This is a genomic window from Klebsiella sp. 10-1, assembly GCF_009758445.1.
GTDB classification, from domain to species: domain Bacteria; phylum Pseudomonadota; class Gammaproteobacteria; order Enterobacterales; family Enterobacteriaceae; genus Klebsiella; species Klebsiella scottii.
Genome location: NZ_WQRE01000002.1, coordinates 50,445 through 76,544, shown reverse-complemented (window position 1 = coordinate 76,544; position 26,100 = coordinate 50,445). Strand labels below are relative to the sequence as shown.

Here is a 26,100-nt window from a genome sequence, read left to right as displayed (position 1 = left end):
TCGGATGAGATAGTCTCTAAGACGGCAGCCAAAATAGCACTATAATGGACTGCAAAAGATAGCCATATTTTGATGAAAAAAGCAGACCATAATGGAAGCCAAAAAAGCGCCGCACTACCAGCGTATCGCCCGCCAGCTCAAATCCGCCATTGAGCGCGGCGAGCTGCCGCCGGGCAGCCGCCTGCCCGCCAGCCGGGTATATGCTCAGGAGCTTGGCGTATCCCGGGCGACGGTGGAAAATGCCTGGGGTGAGCTGGTGGCCCAGGGATGGCTCGAACGGCGCGGCCAGGCGGGAACCTTCGTCAGCGAGCGTCTCAGCCCGCAGCAGGAGGCGCCGACGCGTTTGGCGACGGGCAGCGAGCCGGCCGCGCCGCTGCCGTTTAAAATGGGCCTTCCGGCGCTGGATCTTTTTCCACGCGGCCTGTGGGCGCGGGTGATGGGCCGCCGCCTGCGCAGGCAAACCCGCTTCGATCTGGCGCCGGGTGAGCCCTGCGGCGAACCGATCCTTCGTCGGGCGATTGTCGATTATCTACGCCTTTCGCGCAGCATTGAGTGCCAGCCGGAGCAGGTGCTGGTAACCGGCAGCTATGCCGCATCAATGACGCTGATCCTGCGTACCCTGGCGCGGCCCGGACAGGCAATGTGGATGGAAGACCCCGGTTTTCCGCTTATCCGCCCGACGATCGCGGGGCAAAATATCATCATTAATCCGGTCCCCGTGGATGATGAAGGAATGGATGTGGAGCACGCTCTGCGTCACTTTCCGGACGCGCACTTCGCGCTGCTGACCCCCGCTCACCAAAGCCCGACCGGCGTTGCGCTCTCGCTTGCAAGACGCAGGCAGCTGCTGGCATGGGCGGCGCAAAATGACGGCTGGATTATCGAAGATGATTACGATAGCGAGTTTCGCTATCGGGGCAAGCCGCTGCCGCCGTTGAAAAGCCTCGATGCTCCGCAGCGCGTGATCTACTGCGGGACGTTCAGCAAATCACTATTCCCCGCGCTGCGCACAGCGTGGCTGGTGGTTCCGCCGCCGCAGGTGCCCGCATTCCGGCGCCAGGCGGAGCTGATGAGCTGCAGCGTTCCGACGCTGTGGCAGCAGACGCTGGCTGATTTTATTCAGGAAGGCCATTTCTGGCGCCATCTGAAAAAAATGCGCGCCAGCTACGCCCTGCGCCGTCAGTGGCTGGAGTCGGCGCTTTCGGCCGCCGGTTTTGCGGTGGTTCCGCAGCTGGGCGGCATTCAGCTGGTTATTGCGACGCGCGGCGACGATCGGCTGCTGGCGCGGCGGGCAAGGGAGGCCGGGCTGGACGTTCAGGCGCTGAGCGACTGGCGGATGCAAAGCCGCGGGGAGGGAGGGCTGCTGGTCAGTTTTACCAACCTGACGTCACCAGAGATGGCTGCTGACCTCGTGGGTCAGCTCAGGCTGGCTATCGGCGAGAAATAAAAAACCCCCGCATACCGACGGCATACAGGGGTTGACGCGTATTTGTTATCTTCGTCTTACGTTTATATTATCGGCGTAAATTCAGCAATACGCCAATAAATAGCCCAACTGCGGCGGCGGCGCCGACGCTTTGCCAGGGTTTGTCGCGCACGTAGGTGTCGGCACAGCCGACGGCATCACGCGCGGCCTGCTGCACGCGGTTGTTGCCGTTGATGCGCGCGCGGGTTTCTTTCAGCAATGCCTGCGCCTTTTTCCGCGCAGCCTCCGCTTCGTCTTTTGCATCGCTGCCCCACGATTTCAGCACTTCTTCCAGCGTATCCGCTAATTGGCTGACATCGTTATGAATATCCTCAGCGCTTTCATCTACATTGTTGCGATTCACACGGTTGGCCATTGATTTCTCCCTTAATTTCATCGATACCCGCCATACTTCAGGTTGCACTCACGTTGCTGTCGCTTTGCAATCTGCATTATTTAGGGTAGAGCGATTAAGTGTAGGACAAGATTTTGAATTATGCTTTTAAACCGTGGTTTCTGGAATTTTCCGAAAGCCCTGCCAATCATGAATAAGGTAAGGTAAATGTGCGGTAAAAGATAACGAGGAATGAGTATGTATTTAAGACCCGATGAGGTGGCGCGTGTTCTTGAAAAAGCCGGCTTCACCATGGATGTTGTGACGCAAAAAGCGTACGGCTATCGCCGTGGCGATAATTATGTTTATGTGAACCGCGAAGCGCGCATGGGGCGTACCGCTTTAATTATTCATCCGGCGCTCAAAGAGCGCAGCAATACGCTGGCGGACCCCGCTTCGGATATCAAGACCTGCGATCATTACGAGCAGTTCCCGCTCTATTTAGCCGGTGATGCGCAGCAGCATTATGGTATTCCACACGGATTCAGTTCACGTATTGCGCTTGAGCGCTTTCTGAGTGGCTTATTCGGCGAAGCGCAGTCGACGATGTCCCATAATTAACTAGCGGATTTCCGCATCGATGTGCGAACCGATCGCAGCTGAGGGATGATAACAAGGATGTGAATGCAGAAAGCGACTGGCGCTTGCCAGTCGCTGGTTGGCTATGGGCTCAGGCTTTCGCCTGGCGGTAGGCGCTGACGCGGAACAGGCGGCGGCAGTAATCAAGAAAGTAGCCATACGCCGCGCCCATCATCATCGAAATGACGATATTCGAACTCACCGCGGCGGCAATCTGATGCCAGTCGGCACCCACCACAAACAGAATCGCGACGTACACCGGCGACTGGAAGGTTACATAGGCGACGACGTCGGCAATGTTCTTCATCCAGCCTGTCGGGCTGATATGGCGCGCCAGGCGCATCGCGCGGTCGCGATAAAAACCGTAGGGTACGGCAATAATAATGTTTACCGGAATAGCGACCAGACGTGAAGATAACGACTGCTCAAAAGTCATTCCGGAGAGGAAAATCTCGATCATCATGTTCACGACGGTGCAGTACACGACCATCGCAAAGGTGTCTGCTACCGCATGACGCAAGCGGGACTGCGCAGAGAACATCGGTATGCTCCTCGAAAATAAAGTCTGTTACGCCAAAAAATGCGCGCTGTTATAGCGTTTTTGGGCTGTGTGTTTTGATGTGAGTAGGTTATATCTCTGGCTTGTAGGTGGCAACTAGCTGTAAATTTTTATTTAATGGCTTTTTGTCTATAAAATACTCTGCGGAAGAGTGTTCGCTGAGCGTTTCGCTAGTTTTATGCTGATTTTTATTTTTATCATTAATTATCAGTAAGTTATTGTTGTTATAAGTATGTTGCGTAAAAGATAACCCCGATGGGTAAGTCCTTATCCAGCGCAATTTTCTGGCAGTGGTGTGATATTTATCACTTTTAGATTTATTATGCATATTATGCCGATTAATCCAGCATAATATGCTGTTACGGACTCCTTTTTGCCATTCGATTTTAATGAATGTTTATGCAGAAGCTGGCGGGCGCGGCGCGCTTCGCCATTGGCGATATTATGCAAAGGCTCCCCGCATCCTCGCCATATCCGCATGACGGAGCACGCGCGCTCCTTCTGGTTATTTTCCATTTCGCGACGCGGCCCTCAGGGTAATTTCAGCGAGCAGATTGCCGTTGCGCTAATCTGAATAATTCGCAACGCCCGGCGCTATAACAGACCCTATCCGCGCAGGCCTGCCGTCCAGCTTGTGTATAAAATAATTCACACTGGAATTATCTTTATATATTTATGCGGGAATGTTAAGGGTGGTAATAAATAACCTCGGCCATTAAAATGGCGGCGTAATTTTGTTTCGTTTTTTAGCTGGAGTCTTTTGGAAATTTATGTCTTTAATATTACGCAAACTGAATAATATCCGCTCGCTGCGTGTCATGACGCGTGAATTCTCCATTGACGTTCTTGACGATATGCTGGAAAAGCTCAGGACCGTCACTGAAGAAAAGCGCGCCCGGCAGCAGGCTGCTCGCGAGCAGAAAGCTGAATATCAGGAAAAAATGAGTGCCTGGCTGGAGCTGATGATGGCCGATGGCATTACGCCGGATGAGCTGCTCGGCCAGCAGACGTCGCCGGGAACGAAGAAAGCGCGCCGGCCGCGCCCGGCAAAATATCGTTTTATCGATTTTAACGGCCTGGAAAAAACCTGGACGGGCCAGGGCCGTATGCCGAAGCCAATTGCCCGCGCGATCTCCGCAGGTAAAACGCTGGAGAGTTTCCTGATTTAATATTTCTCCCCGCAGCTGCAGCCTTGCTGCGGGAGAGATTAATCACGGTGGGGCTACCCACCGTGAATATCAGCAAACGCCGAAATCGCCGTCTTCGGTATAGGGCGTAACGTCGGCCGATTTGAAGGTAAATTTCTCGCCCTGCTCATTGCTGGCCTGCACGGCGATAATTTGATCGCCCTCGACGGCCACCACTTTAAGCTTTGGACCGCCCGTTCGCGGCTGTACCAGATCGCCCGGTGAATACATTATCTCTCTCCTCTGCATGAATAATCCGACGCTTCATCCTGCTACCTGCCGTGACCCTGCGTCGCGATTGCGGATATTAACCATAGCTCAGCCAAACGGCAGGAGACAACTGACCTGAAGGAGTAGGTCTCAGCGTCGGTTCCACGGCATCACGGCCAGCAGCCGCGCCATGCCGCAAAAGCCGGTGATACCGGCGAAGGTCAGCCCGACGCCGACGAAGGCGCTCAGCAGGAAAAAGCCGCTGCCGAAGCCGTATCCCAGCACCACGCCGAGGAGTATCAGCCCGCCGGCGGCGATCTGTACCTGACGCATCAGCGGTAGCGGCTGGGATTTATCCTCTTTGACCGGCAGGCCCGCCGCTTTCCAGGCCTGAATACCGCCGGCCAGCAGCCTGACCTGCGCCGGAGCGGCGGCGGCCAGCAGGCGAATGGCGTTATTTTGCGTCCGCGATCCCGCCTGGCAGTGGAAAATAATCGTCTGATCGGCGGTGGCTTGCAGCGTGGCTCCGCCGTTCAGAGCGCTGAGCGGGACCAGCTCGGCGTCGGGAATGTGCTCGCGGGCATACTCATCGGCGTCGCGGATATCAATTAATCTGGCGCCCCGGGCGATTTGCGTCCGGGCTTCTTCAGGAGAAAGGGTGGCGATAGTCATGGCGGCTCCTTAAGGGCAATAGATGGCCTTCAGCGTGGCGATAATCTGCTGGACGGCAGGATCGGTGATGAAGTAATGGATGCGCTGCGCCTCGCGCCTGCTGTCGATGAGGCCTTCGTCGCGCATACGCGCCAGATGCTGTGAGGTTGCGGAAGGGCTCAGGCCGGTAATCTGCGCCAGCTCGCCGGCGCTGGCGTGCGGCGCGTCGCAAAGCATGCACAGAATCATCAGCCTGTTTGGGTTACTCATTGCTTTTAACAGGGCCGCGGCTTCCCCGGCGCTGACCTGCAGCTGCTGTGGTGTATTCATCTCTTTATTTTAGCATTGTCTAAATTTAGATTATTCTAAAATAAAGCGGCGGATTACGCCAGCGCGAAGGGCGGCGTGTTGACGTCGTCGCTGCGATCGCGGGGCGCGATGCCCCGCAGAGGGCTAATTGCGTCCCGATCGCGCGGCCCGGCGATAGAGCGTGCTGCGCGCCACGCCCAGCGCCTGCGCCGCTTTACTGATATTACCGTTGTAGGTGGTCAGCGTATCGGCAATCAGCTGGCTATCATGCTGCTGCAGCCCGCGCGGCGCGGCGGATACCGGAGCCGCCCGGTACTCTGCGGGTAAATCGTCGACCTCGAGGCGGGCGCCGTCGTCGGCCAGCGCCAGCAGAACTTTCATCAGGCTTTGCAGCTGCCGCACGTTGCCCGGCCAGGGCTGACGGGAGAGATTCTCCAGCAGGCCCGGCGACAGCAGCACCCGGCGCTGGCCCGCTCCAAGCGCCTGCCATAGCCGCTGGATAAATGCCGGGAGCGCCGGCCAGTCGCGCAGCGGCGGAATGGTTAAGGCAAATTCCCGCAGGCGATAGAACAGATCCTCGCGAAACTCGCCGTCGGCGACGCGCTGCGCCAGGTTACGGTGGGTCGCACAGATCACCGCGAAGTTGACCGGGGAGCTTTGGCTGGCGCCGAGCGGAGTGACCTCTTTTTCCTGCAGCACCCGCAGCAGCCGCGTCTGCAGCAGCATTGGCATATCGCCAATCTCATCCAGGAACAGCACGCCGCCATCGGCCTCGCGAATTTTACCGATATAACCGTTTTTGCTGGCGCCGGTGAAGGCGCCCGGCTGATAGCCAAAAAGCTCTGACTCAATCAGCGATTCGGGAATAGCGGCGCAGTTGATGGCGATAAACTTACCGCTGCGCCAGCGGCTATGCTGATGCAGCGTACGGCTGACATACTCTTTTCCGCATCCCGTTTCTCCTTCAATGCACAGCGCGATACCGGCATTGAGCAGGCGCAGCATTTTTTCCCCCTCGCGCGGGCCGGCGAAGGGGAGGTCGACGCCGGGAGGGGCCGCTACCGCCACCGCGCTGCGGGTGGGAGCGCGTAACCGGTAATAGTAGCTTTGTCGCCGGACGGTGAGCGGCAGCGGAACGCTGACCGCGGTTTGCGTCAGCAGCGGAAAGAGCTGCTGGAAGGTGATGTGGCCCAGCTGCTCGCTGCCGAGCCCCAGCTCGCGCATCGCCAGCCGGTTGCCGGCGGTGAGCACGTTATCGGAAAAGACCAGCAGGAGCTCTTCGACGCTGTCGAGCTTTTGCGGTTGAGAGTGCAGGCTCATCAGCCACTGCTGCGGGTGCAAACTCTGTTTTACCCACAGATACTCTATCTGTTTGGCCGCCTCTTTCACCCATCCCAGGGTATGCGGATGGGGGAAATGAGCCGGCCCGGAAATATCCAGCACGCCGGCAATTTGCCCGTCAGGACTCTGAATGGGGATGGCCGCGCAGTAGAGATCCTGGTTACTGGTGAGAAAATGCTGGCGGCCGTCAATTTCACAGCTGTCATCAATCGCCAGCGCGGTACCGATAGCGTTGGTCCCGCGGCCGCTCTCGCTCCATAAATTTCCCGGCGCGAGAGCAAAGCTCTGCGCCTTGCGCATGGCGTGCATGTTGCCGAAGGTTTGCAGCACCAGGCCGCTGGCATCGGAGAGGATCACCACCGACTGCAGGTCGGCGACTTTACGCGACAGGGCGCTAATCACCGGCTGCGCGAGCTGCTGCAGCCCGCTATGGCTGGCCAGCAGATCCGCCAGCTCGCCGGATCGCAGGCGCGGGAAGTCATCCGTCGTGGGCTGCAGGCCATACAGCTGGCTGCGAAACCACGAATCGCTGAGCAACGGATTAGCTGTTACCTCCGGGGCGAGGGTAAACGGGTTTCCTTGCACGGAGCACCTCATGGTCGGCTGAGTTATGTTGCAACATTGTAGCTTTACGGTTTCTTATGTGTTGCGATTTGCGACACAGAAGCAGAAATCAATGCGGCAGCAGGCGCCATGCAGACGAGAATTCGCTATTAATTATCTGATTTTATTTATTATTTTAAAGGAGGGTAAAACTGGCACAACCCCTGCAATAGCGTTGATGCAGCAGGCAAGAGCAAAAAACCAATACGCCGCTGCGCCTCAACCCTACAAGAAGGAGATTGCAATGCGTTATGCTCATCCTGGCACCCCGGGCGCGTTAGTTTCACTCAAATCCGCCTACGGCAACTATATTGACGGTAAGTTTGTCGAGCCGCTCGGCGGCGAATTCTTTATGAATACCTCCCCCGTGGACGGTAGCGACATTGCGCAATTTCCTCGCTCCGATGCCAAAGATATTGATTTTGCCCTTGATGCCGCGCACCGCGCCGCGGACGCATGGGGGAAAACGTCGGTCCAGCAGCGCTCCAATCTGCTGCTGGAAGTTGCCGATCGCATCCAGAAAAACCTCGAGTACCTGGCGGTGGCGGAAAGCTGGGATAACGGGAAGCCGATTCGCGAAACGCTGAACGCCGATCTGCCGCTGGCGGTCGATCACTTCCGCTATTTTGCCGGCTGCCTGCGCGCGCAGGAGGGAAGCACCGCCGAGATCGACGAAACCACCGTGGCCTATCACTTCCACGAGCCGCTGGGCGTGGTGGGGCAGATCATCCCGTGGAACTTCCCGCTGCTGATGGCGGCGTGGAAGCTGGCGCCGGCGCTGGCGGCGGGCAACTGCGTGGTGCTCAAGCCGGCAGAGCAGACGCCGCTCAGCATTACGCTGCTGCTGGAAATTATCGGCGATATCTTCCCGCCGGGCGTGCTGAACGTCGTGCAGGGATTCGGTAAGGAGGCCGGGGAAGCGCTGGCGACCAGCAAACGGATCGCGAAAATCGCCTTTACCGGCTCCACGCCGGTCGGCCGGCATATTATGGCCTGCGCCGCAGAGAATATTATTCCCTGTACCGTTGAGCTCGGCGGCAAGTCGCCAAACATCTATTTTGCCGACGTGATGGAGGGTGAAGACGAGTTCATTGAGAAGGCGGTGGAAGGGCTGGTGCTCGGCTTCTTCAACCAGGGCGAGGTTTGCACCTGCCCGTCGCGGGCGCTGATCCATGAATCCATCTACGAGCCGTTTATGGAGCGGGTGATGGCGAAAGTCGCGCAAATTCGCCGCGGCGACCCGTTTGATACCGATACGATGATCGGCGCCCAGGCCTCGCGTCAGCAGTTCGATAAGATCCTGTCGTACATTAAAATTGCTCGCGAAGAAGGCGGTCAGATCCTCACCGGCGGCGAGCGCGCCAGCATCACCGCGGAGCTGGATAACGGTTACTATATTCAGCCGACCCTGATCAAGGGGCGCAACGATATGCGCAGCTTTCAGGAGGAGATTTTTGGCCCGGTAATCGGCGTGACCACCTTTAAGGATGAAGCGGAAGCGCTGGCGATCGCCAATGAGACCCAGTTTGGCCTCGGGGCCGGCGTCTGGACGCGCGACACGAACCTGGCCTATCGCATGGGGCGCGGGATTAAAGCGGGCCGCGTGTGGACAAACTGCTACCACGTCTATCCGGCCCACGCGGCGTTTGGCGGCTATAAGCAGTCCGGCGTCGGGCGCGAAACCCACAAAATGGCGCTGAACGCCTACCAGCAGACGAAAAACCTGCTGGTGAGCTACGGCACCGCGCCGCTCGGTCTGTTTTGATTGAAACTCCGCCGCGTCACTCCGTGACCGGTAGATAAAACCCGCCACCTTATGCTCAGGTGGCGGGTTTTTTTAGTTTACGCCGCCGCGGGCAAGGGCCTCCGCCTGCCAGCAGCGGGCCGAGGTGCCGTTAGCCAGCGGGCGCAGCGGCTGCGGCTTTTCACAGCCTGCGCCGGCGAAGGGGCAACGATCGCGAAAATAGCAGCCCTCCGGCAGATGCCGGTTGCCGGGCAGCTCGGTGTTGCGCGGCGCGTCGCCCAGCGGCATGCCAATGCGCGGCACCGAATCCATCAGCAGCCGGGTATAGGGATGAGCCGGGGCGTCGAGGACCTGACGCGCCTCACCCATTTCCACGATTTGCCCGAGATACATCACCGCCACGCGGTCGCTCATATGGCGCACCACCGAGACGTTGTGCGAGATCAGCACGAAGGTCAGGTTCTGCTGTTTTTGCAGCTCAACCAGCAGATTGAGGATCTGCGCCTGCACCGAAATATCCAGCGCCGAGGTGGGCTCATCCAGCACGATAATATCCGGCTTCGCCGACAGCGCGCGGGCGATCGCAATGCGCTGCCGCTGGCCGCCGGAAAAGGCGTGCGGCAGGCGGTCGAGGTACTCCGGGCGCAGCCCAACCTGTAGAGCCAGCCGTTCGGCGAGCTCGCGCCGCGCCTTCTCGCTGGGCCGGGACTGGATCCACACCGGCTCGGTAATGGTCCGCCAGACGGGCAGGCGCGGATCCAGAGAGGAGAGCGGGTCCTGAAAGACCATCTGCATGCTGCCGGCGGAGCGCCCGGCAGCGGAGTCTCCGCCGCGTTCGAACTGGCCGGAAGAGGGTTTGAGCATGCCCATCAGCAGCCTGGCGAGGGTGCTTTTCCCGCAGCCCGATTCGCCGACGATGCCCAGGGTTTCGCCGCGATATGCCGTCATATCCAGGCCGTTTAGCGCATAGACGCGCTCGACGACCTTACCGCGCCAGTTCTTGCGCGCCGGGAAGTTAAGATGAACATCGTTCAGCATTAATAGCCGGTCAGACATGGGCGTTCTCCCGTTGCGGATACCAGCAGGCCGCCTGCTGTTCGGTGGGTTCGATTAGCCGCAGCATCGGGGCGATCCCGCAGCCCTCGCCGGCGGCGAAGCAGCGTTCGCGGAAGGCGCAGCCGCCCGGCAGGCGCGCGAGATTTGGCACCGTGCCGGGAATCGATTGCAGCAGCGATCGCGGTTCGCCGTTATCCGGAGCGCTGTTCAGCAGGCCGACGGAGTAGGGATGCAGCGGATGGTGCAGCACCTGCGGGGTCGAACCGCTTTCGATAACCGCCCCGGCGTACATAACGTACAGCCGATCGCAGACCTGGGAAACCACCGCCATGTCGTGGCTGATAAACAGTACCGCCGTTCCCGTGGCCTGCGCTTTCTGTTTTAACAGACGCAGGACCTGGCGCTGGACGGTGACGTCCAGCGCGGTGGTGGGTTCGTCGGCAATCAGCAGGTCCGGCTCGCAGGAGAAGGCGATGGCGATCATCACCCGCTGGCGCATCCCGCCGGAGAGTTCGAAGGGGTAGCGCTCCATCACCCGCTGCGGGTCGGCGATCTGCATATCCGCCAGCAGCGCGGCCGCCCTGGCGCGCGCCTCGCGGGCGGAGAGCGGACGGTGCTGGCGGATAACGTCCACCATCTGTTTGCCAATCCGCCGCGTCGGGTTCAGGGCGGTCATCGGCTCCTGGAAAATCATCGCCACCCTGCGGCCGCGAATAGCGCGCATCTCTTTTTCAGTTGCGCCGAGGATATCGTCGCCCATCAGGGTTACCTGGCCGCTGTGAATCCGGTAGCTGCCCGGCGGCAGCAGACGCATCGCCAGCATCGCGGTAACGGATTTCCCCGAACCCGACTCGCCCACCACGCCAACAATTTCACCGCGGTCGATATGCAGGGAGACGGCGTTCAGGACATGCACCGCGCCCTGGTAGACAGGGAAGCTTAAACGGACGTTATCGATAGTCAGAACCCGGTTATTCATTAGCTGCGTCCTCCGGACTTCGGATCCAGTAAATCCTGAATCCCATCACCAAACAGATTAAAACCGACGGCGGTAATCAGGATGGCGGCGCCGGGGAAGGCGCAGTACCACCACTGATCGAGAACATAGTTGCGGCCGTTGGCCACCATCGCCCCCCATTCGGCGGTCGGCTGCTGGGCGCCGAGGCCGATAAAGCCTAACGTCGCCGCCATCAAAATGGCGCTGCCGATATCCAGCGAAGCCTGCACCACCAGCGGCGGCAGCGCATTGCGCAGGATATGCCAGCTGATCAGATGCCAGCGGGAGGCGCCGAAGGTCACGGAGGCCTCAACGAAGCTGTGCTGGCGCACCACCAGCGTCTGCCCGCGCGCCAGGCGGACGTAAAAGGGGATCCGCACGATAGCGATCGCCAGCATGGCGTTGAACAAACTCGGGCCCAGCGCCGCGGCCAGCGCCATCGTCAGCACCAGCGAGGGGATCGACAGCATGATATCCATCAGCCGCATGATCAGCGCATCGCTGCGCCCGCCGAGGACCCCGGAGAGGCAGCCCAGCAGCGAGCCGCCGATCCCGGCGATCAGCACCACCGCCAGCCCGGCGGCGATCGATTGCTGGCTGCCGATCAGCACCCGGCTAAACAGATCCCGGCCCACTTCGTCGGTGCCAAACCAGTGGCTCAGCGACGGCGCCTGCAGTCGGGCGGTCAGATCGATGGCGTTGGGATCGTGCGGCACCAGCCAAGGGGAGAAGATCATCAGGAACAGCATGATCAGCATAATGCCGCCGCCGATCAGCGTCAGCGGGCTTTTACGTATCAGCCACAGGCGGCGTTTCCACGCGTGGCTGCGGCTGATTTTCACGCCGACGCCGGGACGTTCCTGGGTCATCATCACTTAGCTTTCTCCCCGACCCATACGCGGGTCTATCCATAAATAGAGCAGGTCAACGAGCAGGTTGACCAGCACGTAGGCAAATGACACCACCACGGCGAACCCCATCACCGCCGGGAAATCGAGCGCCTGAATCGAGGAGACCACGTAGGCGCCCATCCCGGGCCAGGCGAAGACGGTTTCGGTTAGCACCGCGCCGTACAGCAGGTCGCCCAGCGCCAGCCCGAGCACGGTGACCGAGGGGATCAGCGCATTGGGCAGCGCGTAGCGCATCACGATGGTCCACTTCGGCAGGCCGCTGGCCAGCGCGGTGCGGATATAATCTTCGCTGAGCTGCTCCAGCATCGCCGAGCGAATCTGGCGGGCAACAATTCCCAGATGGACGAAGGCCAGGGTGGTGGCCGGCAGAACCAGGTGCTGAAGCGCGTTAAAGAATACCTCCAGGTTGCCTTCCAGCAGCGAGTCGATCAGATAGAAACCGGTCACGTGGGTCGGCGGGTCAAACCAGTCGTCAAGGCGTCCGCTGCCCGGCAGCCAGTTCAGCTTGCCGTAAAACAGGACAATCACCCCCAGCCCCAGCCAGAACGCCGGGGTGGAAATCCCGGTCAGCGCCATCAGGCGCACCAGATGATCGGTCCAGCGGTTGCGGTACACCGCCGAGAGCACGCCGAGCGGAATGCCGACCACCAGGGCGATAAACAGCGCGCATATCGCCAGCTCCAGCGTCGCGGGGAAAAAGGTTTTCAGATCCTCCAGCACCGGGCGACCGGTACGGATAGAGGTGCCGAGGTCGCCGTGCAGCAGCGCGTTGACGTAGTGCAAAAACTGCTGCCAGAGCGGTAAATCCAGCCCCAGCTGCTGGCGAATATGGCGCACGATCTCATCGCTCGCGCGATCGCCCGCCAGCAGCCGCGCGGGGTCGCCGGGAATAAGGTGCGAAATAATAAACGTGATTGCGCATACGCCGGCGACGACGAGGATCAGTCCCCAGCTGCGTTGTCGTAGTAAACCCCAGAAACTCATCATGACGTCCTCTGCCGGGCCGATGGCTGCCCGGCATCACAAGGTTAAGGTGCGGCCCGCTATTTGTGCATCTCGGCAATATTGAAGATCTGTTCGAGCATCGGGTTAAAGACGAAGCCTTTGACCTCTTTGTTCATCGCCACCTGATAGTTTTTCTGGAACAGATAGACGTAGGCGGCCTCATCGATAACCGTTTTCTGCGCCGCCTGATAATCCGCGGTTCTCTGCGCCTGATCGGCGGTGGAGACCGCCTTCTTGAGCAGGGCGTCAACCTGAGGATTTTCATAGAATGAACGGTTGCCCGGCAGCCCTTTTTTATCCGACTCAAACCAGTAGTTCATGAACATATAGGGGTCGGCGAAATCCGGGCTCCAGTTGCCGATGGCGATGTCGTAATCCCCTTTGCCAATCCGCTCGCGCATGGTGGCGTTAGCCAGCTTTTCGAGCTTCACCTGGATACCCAGCGCCTGCAGATTCGCCTGGGTGGAGAGGGCGATAGGCTCCCAGTTAGGGTCATTATCGGAGTAGAGGAACGACAGGGTTTTGGGCTTATCCGCCACTTTCTCCAGCGCGGCTTTGGCTTTGTCCATATCGAGGGAGTACTGCATGGCGCTGGCGTCAAAGCCCCACATGCCGTCCGGGATCGGGCCGCGCATCTGCTTGCCGTTGCCGCCGAGGATGCCGCTGACCATCCCTTTATAGTCGGTGGCCCAGGAGACGGCGCGGCGTAAATCGACCTGATTCATCGGCGCCTTGCCGTTGTTAAGGTACAGGTAGGTGACGCGCAGCGCCGGATAGTCATATACCGCGACGCTATCCTCTTTTTTCAGCGCCGCGAACTGGTCTACCGGCAGGGCATCGGCAATATCCAGATCGCCCTTGGTCAGCTGCAGGCGACGGGCGGAGCTTTCGCCGATAATCTTCACCGTTACCCGCTTAAAGACGGGTTTAATGCCGCTGTAGTGCGGATTGGGCACCAGCACCAGCTGCTGGCCTTTCTGCCAGCGCTGCAGCATGTAGGCGCCGGAGCCGGCGGTGTGCTCCGCCAGCCAGCCGCGGGCGTCGTCGGCGGCGTTGGCCTTCAGCACCGCCGGGTTAACGATCGACGCGCCGTCGTTGGCGAGGGTATGCAGGAACGGAGCGAAAGGCTCCGGCAGAGTGAAGCGGACCGTGGTGGGATCGACGGCATCAATTTTCAGCCCGCTCGGGAAGGCTTCCGAAGGACCCTGCTTAATGCGCATCAGGCGCTCGAACGAGAGCTTGACCGCCTCGGCCGTCACCGGCGAGCCGTCGGCAAACTGCATGCTTTTGTGCAGCGTAAAGGTCCAGGTTTTGCCGTCATCAGAGACCAGCCAGCTTTCCGCCAGCTCGCCCTCGACGTCCGTCGAACCTTTCCCGTCCTCGGTTTTATATTTTACCAGCCGCTGGTAGGCCGGGTAGGTGACCGTCCAGTCGTTGTTATCGATGGTCACGGCCGGATCGAGGGTCTGCGGATCGGCGGCTTTGCCGATGACCAGCATATCTTTGGGGACCGCGGCATAGGCCGGCGCGACGGCGGCGGCCAGCGCGACGGCCAGCAGCAGTGGGCGAAAAGCGGTTAAGGGGGTGCGAATCATTTTCATGGCGTAACTCCGTCAGTCCTGGCCGGGGCCAGGCAGGCAAAAACATCATCAAGGAGCGGATAACCGGCCGCGTCCGGTAGTTCGAAGTGCCACCATTCCGTGGAAATACCCTTAAAGCCGCCGCCAAACATAATGGCGTTCAGCAGCAGGCGGTTACGCTGAGCGGCCTCGGGAAGCGCCGGGTGGTAAGGGTGGGACAGGTCATCCATCTCATCGAAGGCGGTGCCCATATCCAGCGGCTGGCCGTTTTCGTCGAGTAACGTCACATCGATGGCGGTACCGCGGCTGTGGTTCGAACCCAGCGCAATCGGCACCACGTAGTCCTGATTCGGACAGGCGTTCCACAGCAGCTGCTGAGCCTGCTGCGGACGATAGGCATCGAGAACCAGCAGCGTCAGGCCGGCCAGCCGGGCGATGCGCAGAGACTTCTCCAGCGCCGCCGCCGCATCCGGGTGCAGCAGGCAGCGGGCTTCGGCATAAATGGGCTGGCCGGTAATGTTATCGGCGCTGGCGTACTTGAGGTCGACGGGGAGCGCCGGAAACCGCGCGCGGATATCGACCAGAGAGACTTGCTGATTCATCTGTTATTTCCTGTCCTGGAGCCTGGCGAGCAGGCGCTTATTCACGTTCAAATTGACCAAATTCCTGCTGCAGCGCGCGGTTCTCAGCCAGGCGCTGCGACAGCGACGGGCCGAGCCGTTCGACCACCGCCGAGAGCAGCAGGTTGAAAAGACAGCTGATTGGCGCGGGCGAATCCCAAAAGTGGCCGGTATCGGTTTTGACCTGCAGCAGATCGAGCGGATAGTCGCGGGCCCACGGGCACCAGATGTCGGTCACCAGCGCGGTGGCAATGCGCCGGTCGGCGGCCACCCGGCAAAACTGGCGGGCGGTGCTGGAGTAGGCGCGGGTATCGGTGATCACCACATAAGGATGCTCATATTCGGAGTTCAGCGCCTCCAGCCAGCTGCCGGAGCTGCCGTCGGCGTAGGTCACCCGCGGGCGCAGGTATTCAAGATGGCTAAAAAAGGTGTTGGCAAGACCGCGCGTTGACTGAATGCCGATCACAATCACCGTGTCGGCCTGCGCAATCCGTTCGCTGATGCGGGCAAAGGTCTCTTCCTGCGCCAGTTGGTAGACGTAGCGGATAGCGTCAAGCTCCATCTGCAGCGACAGGCTGGCGCGGTCGGGCTGCGCCTGCTGCTGCTCCCAGGAGTCGAGGCGATCGATGACGCCCCAGTGCTTATAGGGCACCGGCGCGCGATCCTTCAGGCTGTTTTTGACGTCGTCGAGGTTGCGGTAGCCCAGCTTGCGCAGATAGCGTCCGACGGTGATCCCGCTGGTACCGGTCGCCTGGGCAATGCTGTCAGCGGTCTCAAAGGGGATATGCTGGCGATGGCTCAGCAGCCAGCTGCCGATGCGCTTTTCGCTAGGCGTCAGCTGGCTAAAGGTCGCCTCAATGGTGCGAAACAGCCCATCGCTATTATCGTTCATCCTTACCCCCCGGTGATATTTGGCTCTCATAAACCATTCCGCTGTTACTCAGCTAACAAAGCACGATGCATGCCATCTATTACGGAACACCGTCGTTTGCGGTATTACGGGGAAAAGAGTGGAGGCAGGCGAACTATGAGCGTAGATTTTCGCCAAAATATGCACAAAGAAGGTGCAACATTTCCTGGTTGTGCATCACAAAAAGAAAACATATGGTTAACAAAATTATCATTAATGCCCGTTAACGAAAAAAGAAAACCGGCGGACATCAGGCGTGAAGAATTAACATAACTGACTAATTAATAAGGATGATTGTATGAAGATTAAGGTTTGTATTGCCCTGGCGCTGGCGAGCATTGCCTGCAGCAGCCTGGCACGTGATATGCAAACAATTCAGCAAAGCGGCGAGCTGAAGGTCGGCGTGCCGGGAGATTACGCCCCGCTGGCGTTTCATAATGGCGTCGGCGAGCTGCTCGGTTATGACGTTGATATGGCAAAAGATCTTGGCGAGAAGCTGGGCCTTAAGGTGACGTTCGTGCAGACCAGCTGGCCGACTCTGTCGGGCGATCTGCAGGCCGATAAGTTTGATATCGCCATGGGTGGCGTCACCGAAACGCCGGAGCGGGCCAAAGATTTCGCCCTCAGCCATCCGGTGGTCGCCAACGGCAAAATTGCCCTCGCCAGCTGCATGGCCGCGCCGGCGCTGGGGAGCCTCGAAAAAATCGATCGGCCGAACGTGAAGGTGATTGTGAACCCCGGCGGTACCAATCAAAGCTATGTTGATGCGCATATTAAACATGCGCAGATTATCCGGGTGAAAAACAACGTTGATAACCTGGAAGCGCTGCGGCAGAAAACCGCCGATATGATGGTGACCGACCTGATTGAGGGCATCTATTACCAGAATAAAGAGCCCGGCGTCTTTTGCGTCGCCAACGAACGGCCCTTCCCGGGAACCGCCAGTTTTAAGGTGTACATGATGAAAAAGGATAATCAGCCGCTGCTGGAGAAGGTCAACCGCTGGCTGGATAGCCAGGATAAAAATGTGCTCAAGCAGAAGTGGAAAATTCACGAATAGGCGCTGGCGATTGTCTCGTTGCCGGGTAAAGTGACTGTTTTACCCGCCGCGCAGGCGTGCTGCGGCCGCATCGAAACCGGATAACGAAAATTTATGAACGCTGAGATAACCCTGCCCGTCAGGCAGCAAAACAACAATATTATCCGTCTGGCTACGGCTCAGGCGCTGGCGGGGGCCAACTCGGTGGTCTTTTACGCCACCGGGGCGATTGTCGGCAACGCCATTGCCCCCGATAGCACCCTTGCCACGCTGCCGATCGCCATTTTTGTCCTCGGGATGGCGGCCTGCATTTTACCCTTTGGCTTTCTTGCCAGAAAGCGCGGGCGCCAGGCGGTCTTTATGCTGGGAACCGGCGCCGGGGTCCTGACCGGCCTGCTGGCCGCTCTGGCGGTGGTGCTCGGCGCATTCTGGCTCTTCTGCGTGGCGGCATTTTTGGGCGGAGCCTACGCGGCGGTGGCGGTCTCGTTTCGTTTTGCCGCCACGGACGGCGTCGGCGTTGAGCGCCGCGCCCGGGCGCTGTCGCTGGTAATGGGCGGCGGCGTGGCCGCCGGGGTGATCGGCCCGATGCTGGTGACCGGCACGATGGACCTGTGGCCGGCGCATACCTTCGCCATGACCTTTATTGCCCAGGGCGCGGTGGCGGCGGTTTCAGCGCTGGTGCTGCTGGGGGTCAAGTCCGCAGAGCCGGTGGCCCAGGCGCGGAGCGGCGGCCGCCCGCTCGGGGAGATCGTGCGCCAGCCGGGTTTCGCCCGCACGGTATTCAGCGGGGCGGTGGCCTACATGGTGATGAACTTCCTGATGACCGCCGCGCCGCTCTCCATGCACCTGCACGGGATTTCACAGCAGGCGTCGAACCTCGGCATTCAGTGGCACGTGGTGGCGATGTACGGCCCCGGCTTTTTTACCGGCAGGCTGATCGCCCGCTTTGGCGCCGGGCGAATTAATGAGGCGGGGCTGGCTCTTCTCGCGCTGTCGGTACTGGTTGGGCTGGCCGGGACCGAGGTGATGCACTACTGGATATCGCTCATTCTGCTGGGCATCGGCTGGAACTTCGGTTTCACCGGCGCCTCGACGCAGATTATGGATTTCCATCGTCCGGAAGAGAAAACCCAGGTGCAGTCGCTGAACGACTTTATCGTCTTCGGCGTGATGATGGTGGGGGCCTTCGCCTCCGGCGCGCTGATGAATCTCTTCGGCTGGAACGCCGTACTTTGGGGCTCGCTGGTTCCGGTGATGGCGGCGCTGGCGGCGCTGCTTATCGGCGCGCGTGCTAAGCGCCAACCCTGAGGCACCTATACGATCCGCCCCGACTCCAGCTTGATAATGCGGTCCGCGAGGTGGAAGTAGCGATCGTCGTGGGTGATGGCGACGATGGTTTTGCCCTCGGCCTTCAGCATCGGCAGGAGCTCAAGATAAAACACCGCCTTAAACTCCGGGTCCTGATCGGCCGCCCACTCGTCGAACAGGTACAGCGGGCGCTCCTCAAGCCACGCCTGCAGCAGCGCCAGCCGCTTGCGCTGTCCCTGCGACAGGGCGGTGGTTGAGAACCGTCCCTCGGTAAAACGGACCTTGTGCTGCAGCTTCAGGAACTGCAGCAGATGGTTAACCTGCTCCGCCGTGCGCTCGTGGACAAACGCCACGTCGTCGAAAAGGAAAAAGTCGTTAAATACCGCCGAGAATAGCTGGCGATAGCCCTCCTGCTGGTCGCCGGCGACGGCGCGGCCGTTAAGCACAATCGCGCCGCTATCCGGCGGATAGAGTCCCACCAGCAGGTTAGCGAGGGTGGTTTTACCGCTGCCGTTGCCGCCGACGATAAACACCAGCTCGCCCGGGGAGAAGCGCATATCGAGCGGGCCGAGGGTGAAGCGCTCCCCATCTTCGCCCTGGTACCGATAGCGGATCTCTTCCAGCGCCAGGGAGCGAAAGGGTTCAACAGGCAAGGGGCGCTGCGGCTGCTCCGGCGGCAGATCGTCGCGCAGCTGCTGCACCCGCTGCAGCGCGACCCTGGCGCTGGCGAGGGTCGGCAGCGACGACAGCACACCCTCCACCGGCACAATCATATACAGAAATATCATGACGTAGCCGGTGATGGTCGCCGGCTCCAGCAGCAGCAGATCGCGCAGGCCGAACAGCACCAGGCCGATAAAGGCAAAGAACAAAATGCTGCCCCAGCTGGTGGCGAGTCCGTACAGCACGTAGCCGCGGGTACGCTGCCGGCGCACGGCCTCGATATTATCGGCCAGCTCGCCGGAGACAAACCGACGGCGACGGTCGGCGTTAAGCCGATATTCGCGTCCGCCGTCGAACAGCTTTTTGCACTGCTGAATCAGGGTATCTTCCCGCTGCCGCGACTGGCGCAGCAGCCCCATCGCCCGACCGTGCGCGGCGCGATAGCCGAGGCTGCCGAGGGCGATTGCCGCCAGCGCCAGCCCGAGGACGCTGGCGGAGAGGGTGGCGAGATAAACCAGGCAGCCGGCGATCACCGCGCCGTAGATGAACAGGTTGGGCAGGCTGACGAAAAACACCACCAGGGTGTCGAGGTCCTGGGTGAGCACCGATATCGTTTTGCTCATCCCGGACTTCTCCAGCTGCAGCCAGCGGGTTTCGCTGACCTGCCGGGTCAGCTCGCCGCGCAGGCGGGCTTTCACCTTCTGGCCGAGATACATAAAGGTAGTCTGCGAGATCACGCGGGCTGCCAGCATCAGCAGCGCCAGCAGCGCAAACTGGACGCCGGGCCCGAGCCAGCGCTCGGTCTGCGGCAGCGTCAGGCTGTGGTTAATCATGGCCAGCAGCGAGGCGTTGCTAAAACCGCTAATCAGCCCGGCGACCACCGCCAGCAGCAGCCAGCCGCCGACCATTCGAAATAAAATCAACAACACCGACATGCGAAATTCCTTATTCATTGCTCACAACGCGTTATGCGGATTGACGATGGGCCCTGGAGCGGATCAGCGGCCAGACCAGCAGCGGAACGCCGATAAGCGATGCCACCAGCCCAACCGGCAGCTGGCGCGGATAGAGCGCATTGCGCCCTAGCCAGTCGGCGACCGTCATAATGCCCGCCGACAGCAGCGCCGCGGCGTACAGCTGAGCCAGCGGCCCCTTGACCCCGAGCCGGCGCGCCAGATGCGGCCCCAGCAGGCCAATAAACGACACCGGGCCCACCAGCAGGGTCGCCAGCCCGGTCATGACCGCCGCCAGCGCCAGCACGCCCAGGCGGGCACGGGGCAGGGAAACGCCCAGCGAGCCGGCGACGCTGCCCAGCGGTAGCAGTACCAGCCAGCGGCGAAACAGCGGCGTCAGAGCCAGCAGGATCAGGGTGGCGATAAATAAAACCTGAGCCAGCGGGGCGCTGATGTAGTAGGTGCTGCCGGTCATCAGCGGCAGCAGTATCGAGCTGGCGGCAAGGTTGTTGAGCATCACGATGCTCACCGCCGCCTGACAAAGGGCGTTCAGCGCCAGGCCGTTGAGCAATACCCGCTGCGGATTAAAGGCGCTGCGGCGGCTATTCCACATCGTCAGCAGCAGGCTGATGAGCGCCCCGGCCAGGCTGCTGAGCAGCAGAAAACCGCTTCCCTGAGCGGGGAACAGCAGAATATAGACCGTTACTCCCATCGCCGCGCCGCCGCCGATGCCCAGCACTTCCGGGCTGGCCAGCGGGTTGCCGCTGACCCGCTGCATCAGGACGCCCGCTGCGGCCAGCAGGGCGCCGGCGCTGATGGCCGCCAGCAGCCGAGGTATCCGCAGCGGCAGCAGCTGCGCCAGTTCGCCGCGGGTTGCCCAGTGCCAGTGGCTTAGCCCGTGGCCGAGGAACAGCGAAATCACTATTGCCGCCGCCAGCGTCAGAGCCGCCGCCCACGGCACCCAGCGGCCGGCGGAGCGCGCCGAAACCAGCGGCGGCGGGGAGGTATCAATCCCGTGCTGGCGGGCGTGGCGCGCCAGCAGGATCAGCAGCGGCCCGCCGGTTAGCGCGGTCAGCATCCCCACCGGCAGCAGCTGGCCGTTGAACAGAGAAACCTTTGACACGCAGAGGTCGGTAAACCACAGCAGGCCGGCGCCGGTCAGCGCGCTATGCAGCATCAGCTGGCGCGACGTGCGGGCGCCGCCAAAGCGCGCAAGGTGCGGCGCGGCGAGGCCGAGAAAGCCAATCACCCCGACGGCATTGATAATCAGCGCGCTCATCGCCAGCGCCAGCGCGACCGCGGCGCCGCGAATGCGCAGCGGCGAGGCGCCGAGGCCGCTGACCATCGTTTCCGGCAGCTGCAGCAGCTCCAGCGGGCGGAACAGCAGGGCCAGCAGGAGCATGCACAGCGCCAGCCACGGCAGCAGCGTCAGCAGCAGATGACCATCTTCCTGCGCCAGAGAGCCGCCGCCCCACATCAGGACGGTCAGCAGAAAGCGGTCGTTGACGATAGCGATCAGCATCGTCAGCGCGCCGCACCACAGGTTGATCATCATGCCGGCCTGAATCATCACCAGCGGGGAGAGGCGCTGGCGCCAGCTCAGCAGCAGCACCAGCAGCAGCGCCGCCAGCTCGCCGCCGATAATCACCGCCATCCGCGGCCCGCCCGTTAGCGTCGGCAGCCACAGCGACGCCAGCCCCATCGCCAGGGTCGCTCCCGAGGTCAGGCCGAGGGTCATCGGCTCCGCCAGCGGATTGCGCAGCGCGCGCTGCATCAGCCAGCCGCACAGCCCGAGCGTTGCGCCGCTGACGATGGCCATTCCCTGACGCGGGAGCCACATGCCGTGCAGGATAATCGCCGTCGGCTGCGCGTTTTGCGCGCTGAACAGCGCATGAAATCCGCCCTGATGCAGTACGTCGCTGACCGCCAGCAGCAGGGAAATCAGCCACAGGATGGCGATAACGCCCCACGACAGGCGGCGGGAAAAGGATTCAGGCATCGCGCCACCCCGCCATCAGCTGGCTGAAAATATCGGCAAAACGCCCGGCGGTGATCAGCGCCCCGGCGTCGCTGATGGGCTGCTCGATCAGCCCGATCGGGTAACGTGAGGTCAGCGGCAGGCGCAGCCAGAGCGAGCTTTGCCGCCAGCGGGCCACCGCGTCGCGCCGATCTTCGGCCACCAGCAGGATCAGCCGCGCGTCGAGGGTGGCGATGCGGGTTAGCTCCATCAGCACGTTCCCCTCCGCCCCGCCGCCGCCGGGCCAGCCGTTGCGCATGCCGCAGGCCGCCAGCACGTCGCCCGGCAGGCTGCCGCTGGTATAGAGCTGCAGGTGCAGGGCATCGACCGGGGCGGCGAATATCACCGGCTGGCGCAGGGTTTGCGCGTAGCCGCGGGCGCGGGCGATTTGCTGATGCAGGCGGGCGAGCAGGCTCTCCGCCTGCGCCTGGCGCTGCAGCGTGGCGCCGAGCCGGCGCGTGGATTCGATAAACGCGCCCAGCCCGTGGGCGGGAAGCGTCAGGATCGGGGCTATCTTTTCGAGGGCTGGCTTGAGCAGGACGTGCTGGGGAGTGACCACAATGCGGTCAGGACGCAGCGCGTAGAGGGTTTCGAGGTTCGGCTGAAACAGCAGCCCCAGGTCCTGCACCGTCTGCGGCAGGGCGGGGGTAGGGATCAGTTTGCGATACCACGCCGGCGCCGAAACGCCGGCCGGCGTCACGCCGAGGGCGAGGATCGTCTCCGCCAGCCCCCAGTCCAGCACCGCCAGCCGTTGCGGCACCGGCGTACCGCTGGCCCACGACAGCGCGGGGGCCAGCAGAGCGGCGGTTAACAACCTGCGTCGTGAAAGCATGGTTACCACTTGTAGTTCACGGTGGCTACCAGCTGGCGCTTCATCGCATATTCGCAGCCGTTATCCTGGCAGGAGGCGAGATAGGTTTTGTTGGTCAGGTTGGCGGCGTTAAGCGCCACGCCCCACTCGCGCCACTGATAGCCCAATCGCGCATCGTACACCGTGGCGGCCGGGACCTTCAGGCTGTTATCGGTGGTGGCGTAGCTGCTGCCGACGTAGCGCACGCCGCCGCCGATTGAGAAGCCGTCCAGCGGGCCGCTGAGCGCATATTGCGTCCACAGTTTGGCGCTGTTGCGGGCAATCCCTACCGGATGCTTGCCTTCGCTGCCGTCGTTGGCGCTGGTGACCTGCGGATCGGTTAAGGCCCAGGATGCCAGCACCGACCAGGCCGGGGTGATGTTGATTTTCCCGTCCAGCTCGATCCCCCGGGAGCGGATCTCGCCGGTCTGCACGCTGAAGTTGGCGTGATCGGGATCGGGCGTAGCGACGTTGGTTTCGCGCAGGTTAAACAGCGCGAGGATAAACAGGGCGTCGAGGCCGACCGGATCGTACTTCAGGCCAATCTCCGACTGCTTACCTTCGGTGGGCTTAAAGGCGCGTCCGTAGAAATCGCTGCTGCTGCTCGGCACGAACGACGTGGAGTAGCTGACGTAGGGCGCGAGGCCGTTATCGAAGTGGTAGAGCAGCCCGGCGCGGCCGGTGGTGGCGTAGTCGTTACGCTCGCTGCGCGCGTCGGTGATCAGGTTGGTGCTTTTGGTTTTCGCCGCGTCGTAGCGCCCGGCAAGGCTCATGATCCAGCTGTTCCACTCCAGCTGATCCTGCAAATAGAGGCCGGTCTGATCCATCGTCGAGTGGGTGCTGCTGTCGAAAGGCGGCTTTTCCACCGGGGTGCTGTAGTCCGGATCGCGATAGTTGATCGGGCTGGCGTCGCCGTAGCCGGACTGGCTGCGCACCGAGCTGTGCATGCGGTCAATACCGGCCAGCAGGGTGTGCTTCAGCGGGCCGGTTTGCAGATGGAACTCCGCCTGGTTATCCACCGCGAAGTTGACCATCGTCTCTTTCAGGTTCATCGAGTAGCGGTCAATCAGCGGCGCGTCGGCGTGCGCGCCCCACGGATAGACCATCAGGTAGTCGCCGGTGCTGCTGATATAGCGCAGGTTCTGGCGGAAGGTGACCGTATCGTTGAAGTCGTGGCGGAACTGATAGCCGATGCTGCCCTGCTTGCGCTCGTATTTATCGAAGCCGGGCTGGCCGCCGTAGAAGCTGGAGGATATTTGGCCGTTCGGATTATGCGTCAGCGTGCCGGAGACCGGCATCTGGTTGTAGAAACCGCTGTCCGGGTCCTTGCGCAGCTGCGCCAGGAGCGTCAGGCTGGTGCGATCGCTCGGCTGCCAGGTTAACGACGGGGCGATGGCATAGTGCTGATAGCGGGTGTGATCGACCTGGGTTTCGGTATCGAAAAAGGTGCCCGCGACGCGGCCCAGCAGGGTTTTATCATCATTCAGCGGCCCGGTCGCGTCGAAGCCGGTACCAAACAGGTTATTGTTGCCGGCGGTGACGTACACCTGGCCGCCGGGTTCGGCCTGCGGGGTCTTGCTGACCATGTTGACGATCCCGCCGGGGTTAGCCTGGCCGTAAAGCACCGAGGCCGGGCCTTTGACGACTTCGATGCGCGACAGCAGGAACGGGTCCCACGCCGGCCGGCTCCACCAGGCTTCGCGCGGCAGACGCAGGCCGTCGAGATACTCATCGGCTTCAAATCCGCGCACCATAATGGTGTCGAAACGGGTATCCGGTCCGGAGCTTTCCGACGAGACGCCGGAGACGTAGCGCAGCGCTTCCGGGATCGTTTTCGCCGCCTGGGCCTCAATTTGCGCCTGGGTGACGACCGCAATACTTTGCGCGGTGCGGCTAATCAGCTGGCTGGATTTGCTGGCCGCCGTCGCGCTATGGGGGACGATATTGCTTTCGTCATCCTGCCCCTGGACGTCGGGAGCGGCGGTGACCACCATCGTCTGTTCTTTTGTGCTATCCTGCCCGTTATCCGCAGTGAAGGCCTGTCCGCTGTATCCTGCGATGATCGTACATGCCAGTACTTTCAACGGTTTATCCCTGAAAAGCTTGCCAATCTGTCTCATAGCATTTCCGACTGTTATTAGAATTGGATGGAAATGATAATTATTCACCTTTAAAAGAGAAGACCGTCCGTGGCAGAATGGCGCCACTGGTCACCTGGATGTCGCCATTCGGACAAAAGTTGTCTCTAAACGCAGCAGTAAGCACAAATGGTGAGAATCAGACAAAGGGCAGGTGAAGATGACAACCCAGCATGCGATTGAAGGGCTGCGCCAGCTGAAGTACACCCCGGGCAGCGAAGAGCCGGTTCATCAACATGAACAGGGGCAGCTGATCTACCCGCTGCGCGGGGTGGCGAAAATTGTTACCCCGCAGCATATCTGGCTGCTGTCGCCGGGGCGCGCCATCTGGCTGCCTGGCGGCCTGCCGCACGGCCTGCAGGCGGTTGACCACGTGGTAACGCAAAATCTCTATTTAACGCCTCCGGCGTCCCGACAGTTCGGCGACCGCTGCCGCGGCCTGTCCGCTACGCCGCTGCTGCAAGCGCTTATCGCCGCTGGCTTCGAAGAGGGGCTGACGGCGGAGCGGCAGGCGTTGGTTTACGCCCTGCTGAGCGACGAGCTTGCGCGTTTGCCTGCCTGCGCCCTGTGCCACGTGACGCTGCCCAGCGACCGCCGGGTGCGTCAGGTGTGCGATACGCTTTGTCGCGAGCTGGATCACGCGGCGACCCTTGCCTGGTGGGGGCAAAAGGTAGGGGCCAGCGAGCGGACCCTGGCGCGGCTGTTTCGCGAAGAGACGCATTTGAGTTTTTCCGAATGGCGCCAGCAAATTCGCCTGCTGGAGGCGGTGTGTAATCTGGCCCGCGGCGTGGCGGTGAGCACCCTGGCAAACGATCTGGGCTACGCCAGCGCCAGCGCGTTTATCGCCATGTTTCGCAAAAAGCTGGGCGTTTCGCCCCAGCGCTATATCCAGGCCACCGGCGTGAAGGGGTAGAAGAGACGCTTTAAATAAATATTAATTACTATCAATGTGTTATGTGTTTAATCTCATTCTATGTGTACTCAGTGTGTAAAATTACACACTGATCACAA

Annotated in this window: 25 protein-coding genes; 8 read left to right on the top strand and 17 right to left on the bottom strand. The window is 61.0% G+C overall.

Annotation, left to right across the window (positions count from 1 at the left end; translation table 11 throughout):
• Window positions 1–91 precede the first annotated feature (91 nt).
• On the top strand, window positions 92–1,447 hold the full coding sequence (gene pdxR / locus GO007_RS08430) for a MocR-like pyridoxine biosynthesis transcription factor PdxR (RefSeq protein WP_095098338.1): 1,356 nt from the start codon (window positions 92–94) through the stop codon (window positions 1,445–1,447).
• A 67-nt stretch (window positions 1,448–1,514) separates the two neighbouring features.
• On the opposite strand, the gene GO007_RS08425 is transcribed toward pdxR, so the two are convergent.
• Window positions 1,515–1,841: a DUF883 family protein gene (locus GO007_RS08425; protein ID WP_095098335.1), complete on the bottom strand. Its 327-nt coding sequence runs from the start codon at window positions 1,839–1,841 to the stop codon at window positions 1,515–1,517.
• 216 nt (window positions 1,842–2,057) lie between these two features.
• Between GO007_RS08425 and GO007_RS08420 the strand changes: the two genes are divergently transcribed.
• Window positions 2,058–2,420, top strand: coding sequence for a DUF2002 family protein (locus GO007_RS08420; RefSeq protein WP_095098332.1), 363 nt, complete (start codon window positions 2,058–2,060; stop codon window positions 2,418–2,420).
• Between the two features lie 109 nt (window positions 2,421–2,529).
• On the opposite strand, the gene alaE is transcribed toward GO007_RS08420, so the two are convergent.
• Window positions 2,530–2,979, bottom strand: coding sequence for an L-alanine exporter AlaE (gene alaE, locus GO007_RS08415; protein WP_095098329.1), 450 nt, complete (start codon window positions 2,977–2,979; stop codon window positions 2,530–2,532).
• A 788-nt stretch (window positions 2,980–3,767) separates the two neighbouring features.
• Here alaE and stpA point away from each other — a divergent pair.
• Window positions 3,768–4,166 (top strand): DNA-binding protein StpA, encoded by a 399-nt coding sequence (stpA, locus tag GO007_RS08410; protein WP_095098327.1) that lies wholly within the window; start codon window positions 3,768–3,770, stop codon window positions 4,164–4,166.
• Window positions 4,167–4,235: 69 nt separating this feature from the next.
• Here stpA and GO007_RS08405 read toward each other — a convergent pair whose 3' ends face one another.
• The 4 genes from GO007_RS08405 to GO007_RS08390 all read right to left on the bottom strand — a co-directional run bounded on the left by GO007_RS08405 (window position 4,236) and on the right by GO007_RS08390 (window position 7,280).
• Window positions 4,236–4,415: a hypothetical protein gene (locus tag GO007_RS08405; RefSeq protein WP_095098325.1), complete on the bottom strand. Its 180-nt coding sequence runs from the start codon at window positions 4,413–4,415 to the stop codon at window positions 4,236–4,238.
• A gap of 129 nt (window positions 4,416–4,544) precedes the next feature.
• Complete coding sequence (locus GO007_RS08400) at window positions 4,545–5,066, bottom strand: rhodanese family protein (protein ID WP_095098322.1); 522 nt, start codon at window positions 5,064–5,066, stop codon at window positions 4,545–4,547.
• A gap of 9 nt (window positions 5,067–5,075) precedes the next feature.
• Window positions 5,076–5,375: an ArsR/SmtB family transcription factor gene (locus tag GO007_RS08395; RefSeq protein ID WP_095098319.1), complete on the bottom strand. Its 300-nt coding sequence runs from the start codon at window positions 5,373–5,375 to the stop codon at window positions 5,076–5,078.
• A 123-nt stretch (window positions 5,376–5,498) separates the two neighbouring features.
• Window positions 5,499–7,280, bottom strand: a complete 1,782-nt coding sequence (locus GO007_RS08390; RefSeq protein ID WP_095098316.1) for a sigma-54-dependent Fis family transcriptional regulator — start codon at window positions 7,278–7,280, stop codon at window positions 5,499–5,501.
• A gap of 262 nt (window positions 7,281–7,542) precedes the next feature.
• Between GO007_RS08390 and exaC the strand changes: the two genes are divergently transcribed.
• The gene (gene exaC / locus GO007_RS08385; RefSeq protein WP_095098313.1) at window positions 7,543–9,063 is read left to right on the top strand and encodes an acetaldehyde dehydrogenase ExaC; all 1,521 of its coding nucleotides are present in this window, start codon (window positions 7,543–7,545) and stop codon (window positions 9,061–9,063) included.
• 72 nt (window positions 9,064–9,135) lie between these two features.
• On the opposite strand, the gene GO007_RS08380 is transcribed toward exaC, so the two are convergent.
• The 7 genes from GO007_RS08380 to GO007_RS08350 are packed head-to-tail and all read right to left on the bottom strand — an operon-like array spanning window position 9,136 to window position 16,103.
• Window positions 9,136–10,098, bottom strand: coding sequence for an oligopeptide/dipeptide ABC transporter ATP-binding protein (locus GO007_RS08380; RefSeq protein ID WP_095098310.1), 963 nt, complete (start codon window positions 10,096–10,098; stop codon window positions 9,136–9,138).
• Complete coding sequence (locus GO007_RS08375; protein WP_095098307.1) at window positions 10,091–11,077, bottom strand: ABC transporter ATP-binding protein; 987 nt, start codon at window positions 11,075–11,077, stop codon at window positions 10,091–10,093. Before GO007_RS08375 ends, GO007_RS08380 begins: the two co-directional genes overlap by 8 nt.
• Window positions 11,077–11,970: a D,D-dipeptide ABC transporter permease gene (gene ddpC, locus GO007_RS08370; protein WP_095098305.1), complete on the bottom strand. Its 894-nt coding sequence runs from the start codon at window positions 11,968–11,970 to the stop codon at window positions 11,077–11,079. Before ddpC ends, GO007_RS08375 begins: the two co-directional genes overlap by 1 nt.
• Window positions 11,971–12,990, bottom strand: a complete 1,020-nt coding sequence (locus GO007_RS08365; RefSeq protein ID WP_095100063.1) for an ABC transporter permease — start codon at window positions 12,988–12,990, stop codon at window positions 11,971–11,973.
• A 59-nt stretch (window positions 12,991–13,049) separates the two neighbouring features.
• Window positions 13,050–14,606, bottom strand: coding sequence for an ABC transporter substrate-binding protein (locus GO007_RS08360; RefSeq protein WP_095100060.1), 1,557 nt, complete (start codon window positions 14,604–14,606; stop codon window positions 13,050–13,052).
• Window positions 14,607–14,608: 2 nt separating this feature from the next.
• On the bottom strand, window positions 14,609–15,193 hold the full coding sequence (gene ddpX, locus GO007_RS08355; RefSeq protein WP_095098302.1) for a D-alanyl-D-alanine dipeptidase: 585 nt from the start codon (window positions 15,191–15,193) through the stop codon (window positions 14,609–14,611).
• Between the two features lie 37 nt (window positions 15,194–15,230).
• Window positions 15,231–16,103 (bottom strand): MurR/RpiR family transcriptional regulator, encoded by an 873-nt coding sequence (locus GO007_RS08350; RefSeq protein WP_095098299.1) that lies wholly within the window; start codon window positions 16,101–16,103, stop codon window positions 15,231–15,233.
• A gap of 135 nt (window positions 16,104–16,238) precedes the next feature.
• Here GO007_RS08350 and GO007_RS08345 point away from each other — a divergent pair, with 135 nt between their 5' ends.
• From GO007_RS08345 to GO007_RS08335, 3 genes are all read left to right on the top strand, one after another.
• Complete coding sequence (locus GO007_RS08345; protein WP_157349161.1) at window positions 16,239–16,394, top strand: hypothetical protein; 156 nt, start codon at window positions 16,239–16,241, stop codon at window positions 16,392–16,394.
• Window positions 16,395–16,419: 25 nt separating this feature from the next.
• Window positions 16,420–17,181 carry a transporter substrate-binding domain-containing protein gene (locus GO007_RS08340; RefSeq protein WP_095098296.1) on the top strand — a complete coding sequence of 254 codons (762 nt, stop codon included), beginning with the start codon at window positions 16,420–16,422 and terminating at the stop codon, window positions 17,179–17,181.
• 93 nt (window positions 17,182–17,274) lie between these two features.
• The gene (locus GO007_RS08335) at window positions 17,275–18,468 is read left to right on the top strand and encodes an MFS transporter (protein WP_095098293.1); all 1,194 of its coding nucleotides are present in this window, start codon (window positions 17,275–17,277) and stop codon (window positions 18,466–18,468) included.
• A 5-nt stretch (window positions 18,469–18,473) separates the two neighbouring features.
• Here the strand turns inward: GO007_RS08335 and GO007_RS08330 are convergent, their stop codons facing one another.
• Genes GO007_RS08330 through GO007_RS08315 form a run of 4 tightly spaced genes read right to left on the bottom strand, consistent with a single transcriptional unit; the run spans window position 18,474 to window position 25,035 of the window.
• Window positions 18,474–20,066 (bottom strand): cyclic peptide export ABC transporter, encoded by a 1,593-nt coding sequence (locus GO007_RS08330; RefSeq protein WP_095098290.1) that lies wholly within the window; start codon window positions 20,064–20,066, stop codon window positions 18,474–18,476.
• Window positions 20,067–20,097: 31 nt separating this feature from the next.
• On the bottom strand, window positions 20,098–22,083 hold the full coding sequence (gene fhuB, locus GO007_RS08325; RefSeq protein ID WP_095098287.1) for a Fe(3+)-hydroxamate ABC transporter permease FhuB: 1,986 nt from the start codon (window positions 22,081–22,083) through the stop codon (window positions 20,098–20,100).
• Window positions 22,076–22,933 carry an ABC transporter substrate-binding protein gene (locus GO007_RS08320; RefSeq protein ID WP_095098284.1) on the bottom strand — a complete coding sequence of 286 codons (858 nt, stop codon included), beginning with the start codon at window positions 22,931–22,933 and terminating at the stop codon, window positions 22,076–22,078. Before GO007_RS08320 ends, fhuB begins: the two co-directional genes overlap by 8 nt.
• Before the next feature lie 2 nt (window positions 22,934–22,935).
• Window positions 22,936–25,035 (bottom strand): TonB-dependent siderophore receptor, encoded by a 2,100-nt coding sequence (locus tag GO007_RS08315; protein ID WP_223261770.1) that lies wholly within the window; start codon window positions 25,033–25,035, stop codon window positions 22,936–22,938.
• A gap of 214 nt (window positions 25,036–25,249) precedes the next feature.
• On the opposite strand from GO007_RS08315, the gene GO007_RS08310 reads away from it, so the two are divergent.
• The gene (locus tag GO007_RS08310) at window positions 25,250–26,002 is read left to right on the top strand and encodes an AraC family transcriptional regulator (RefSeq protein ID WP_095098278.1); all 753 of its coding nucleotides are present in this window, start codon (window positions 25,250–25,252) and stop codon (window positions 26,000–26,002) included.
• The last annotated feature ends 98 nt before the right edge of the window (window positions 26,003–26,100 follow it).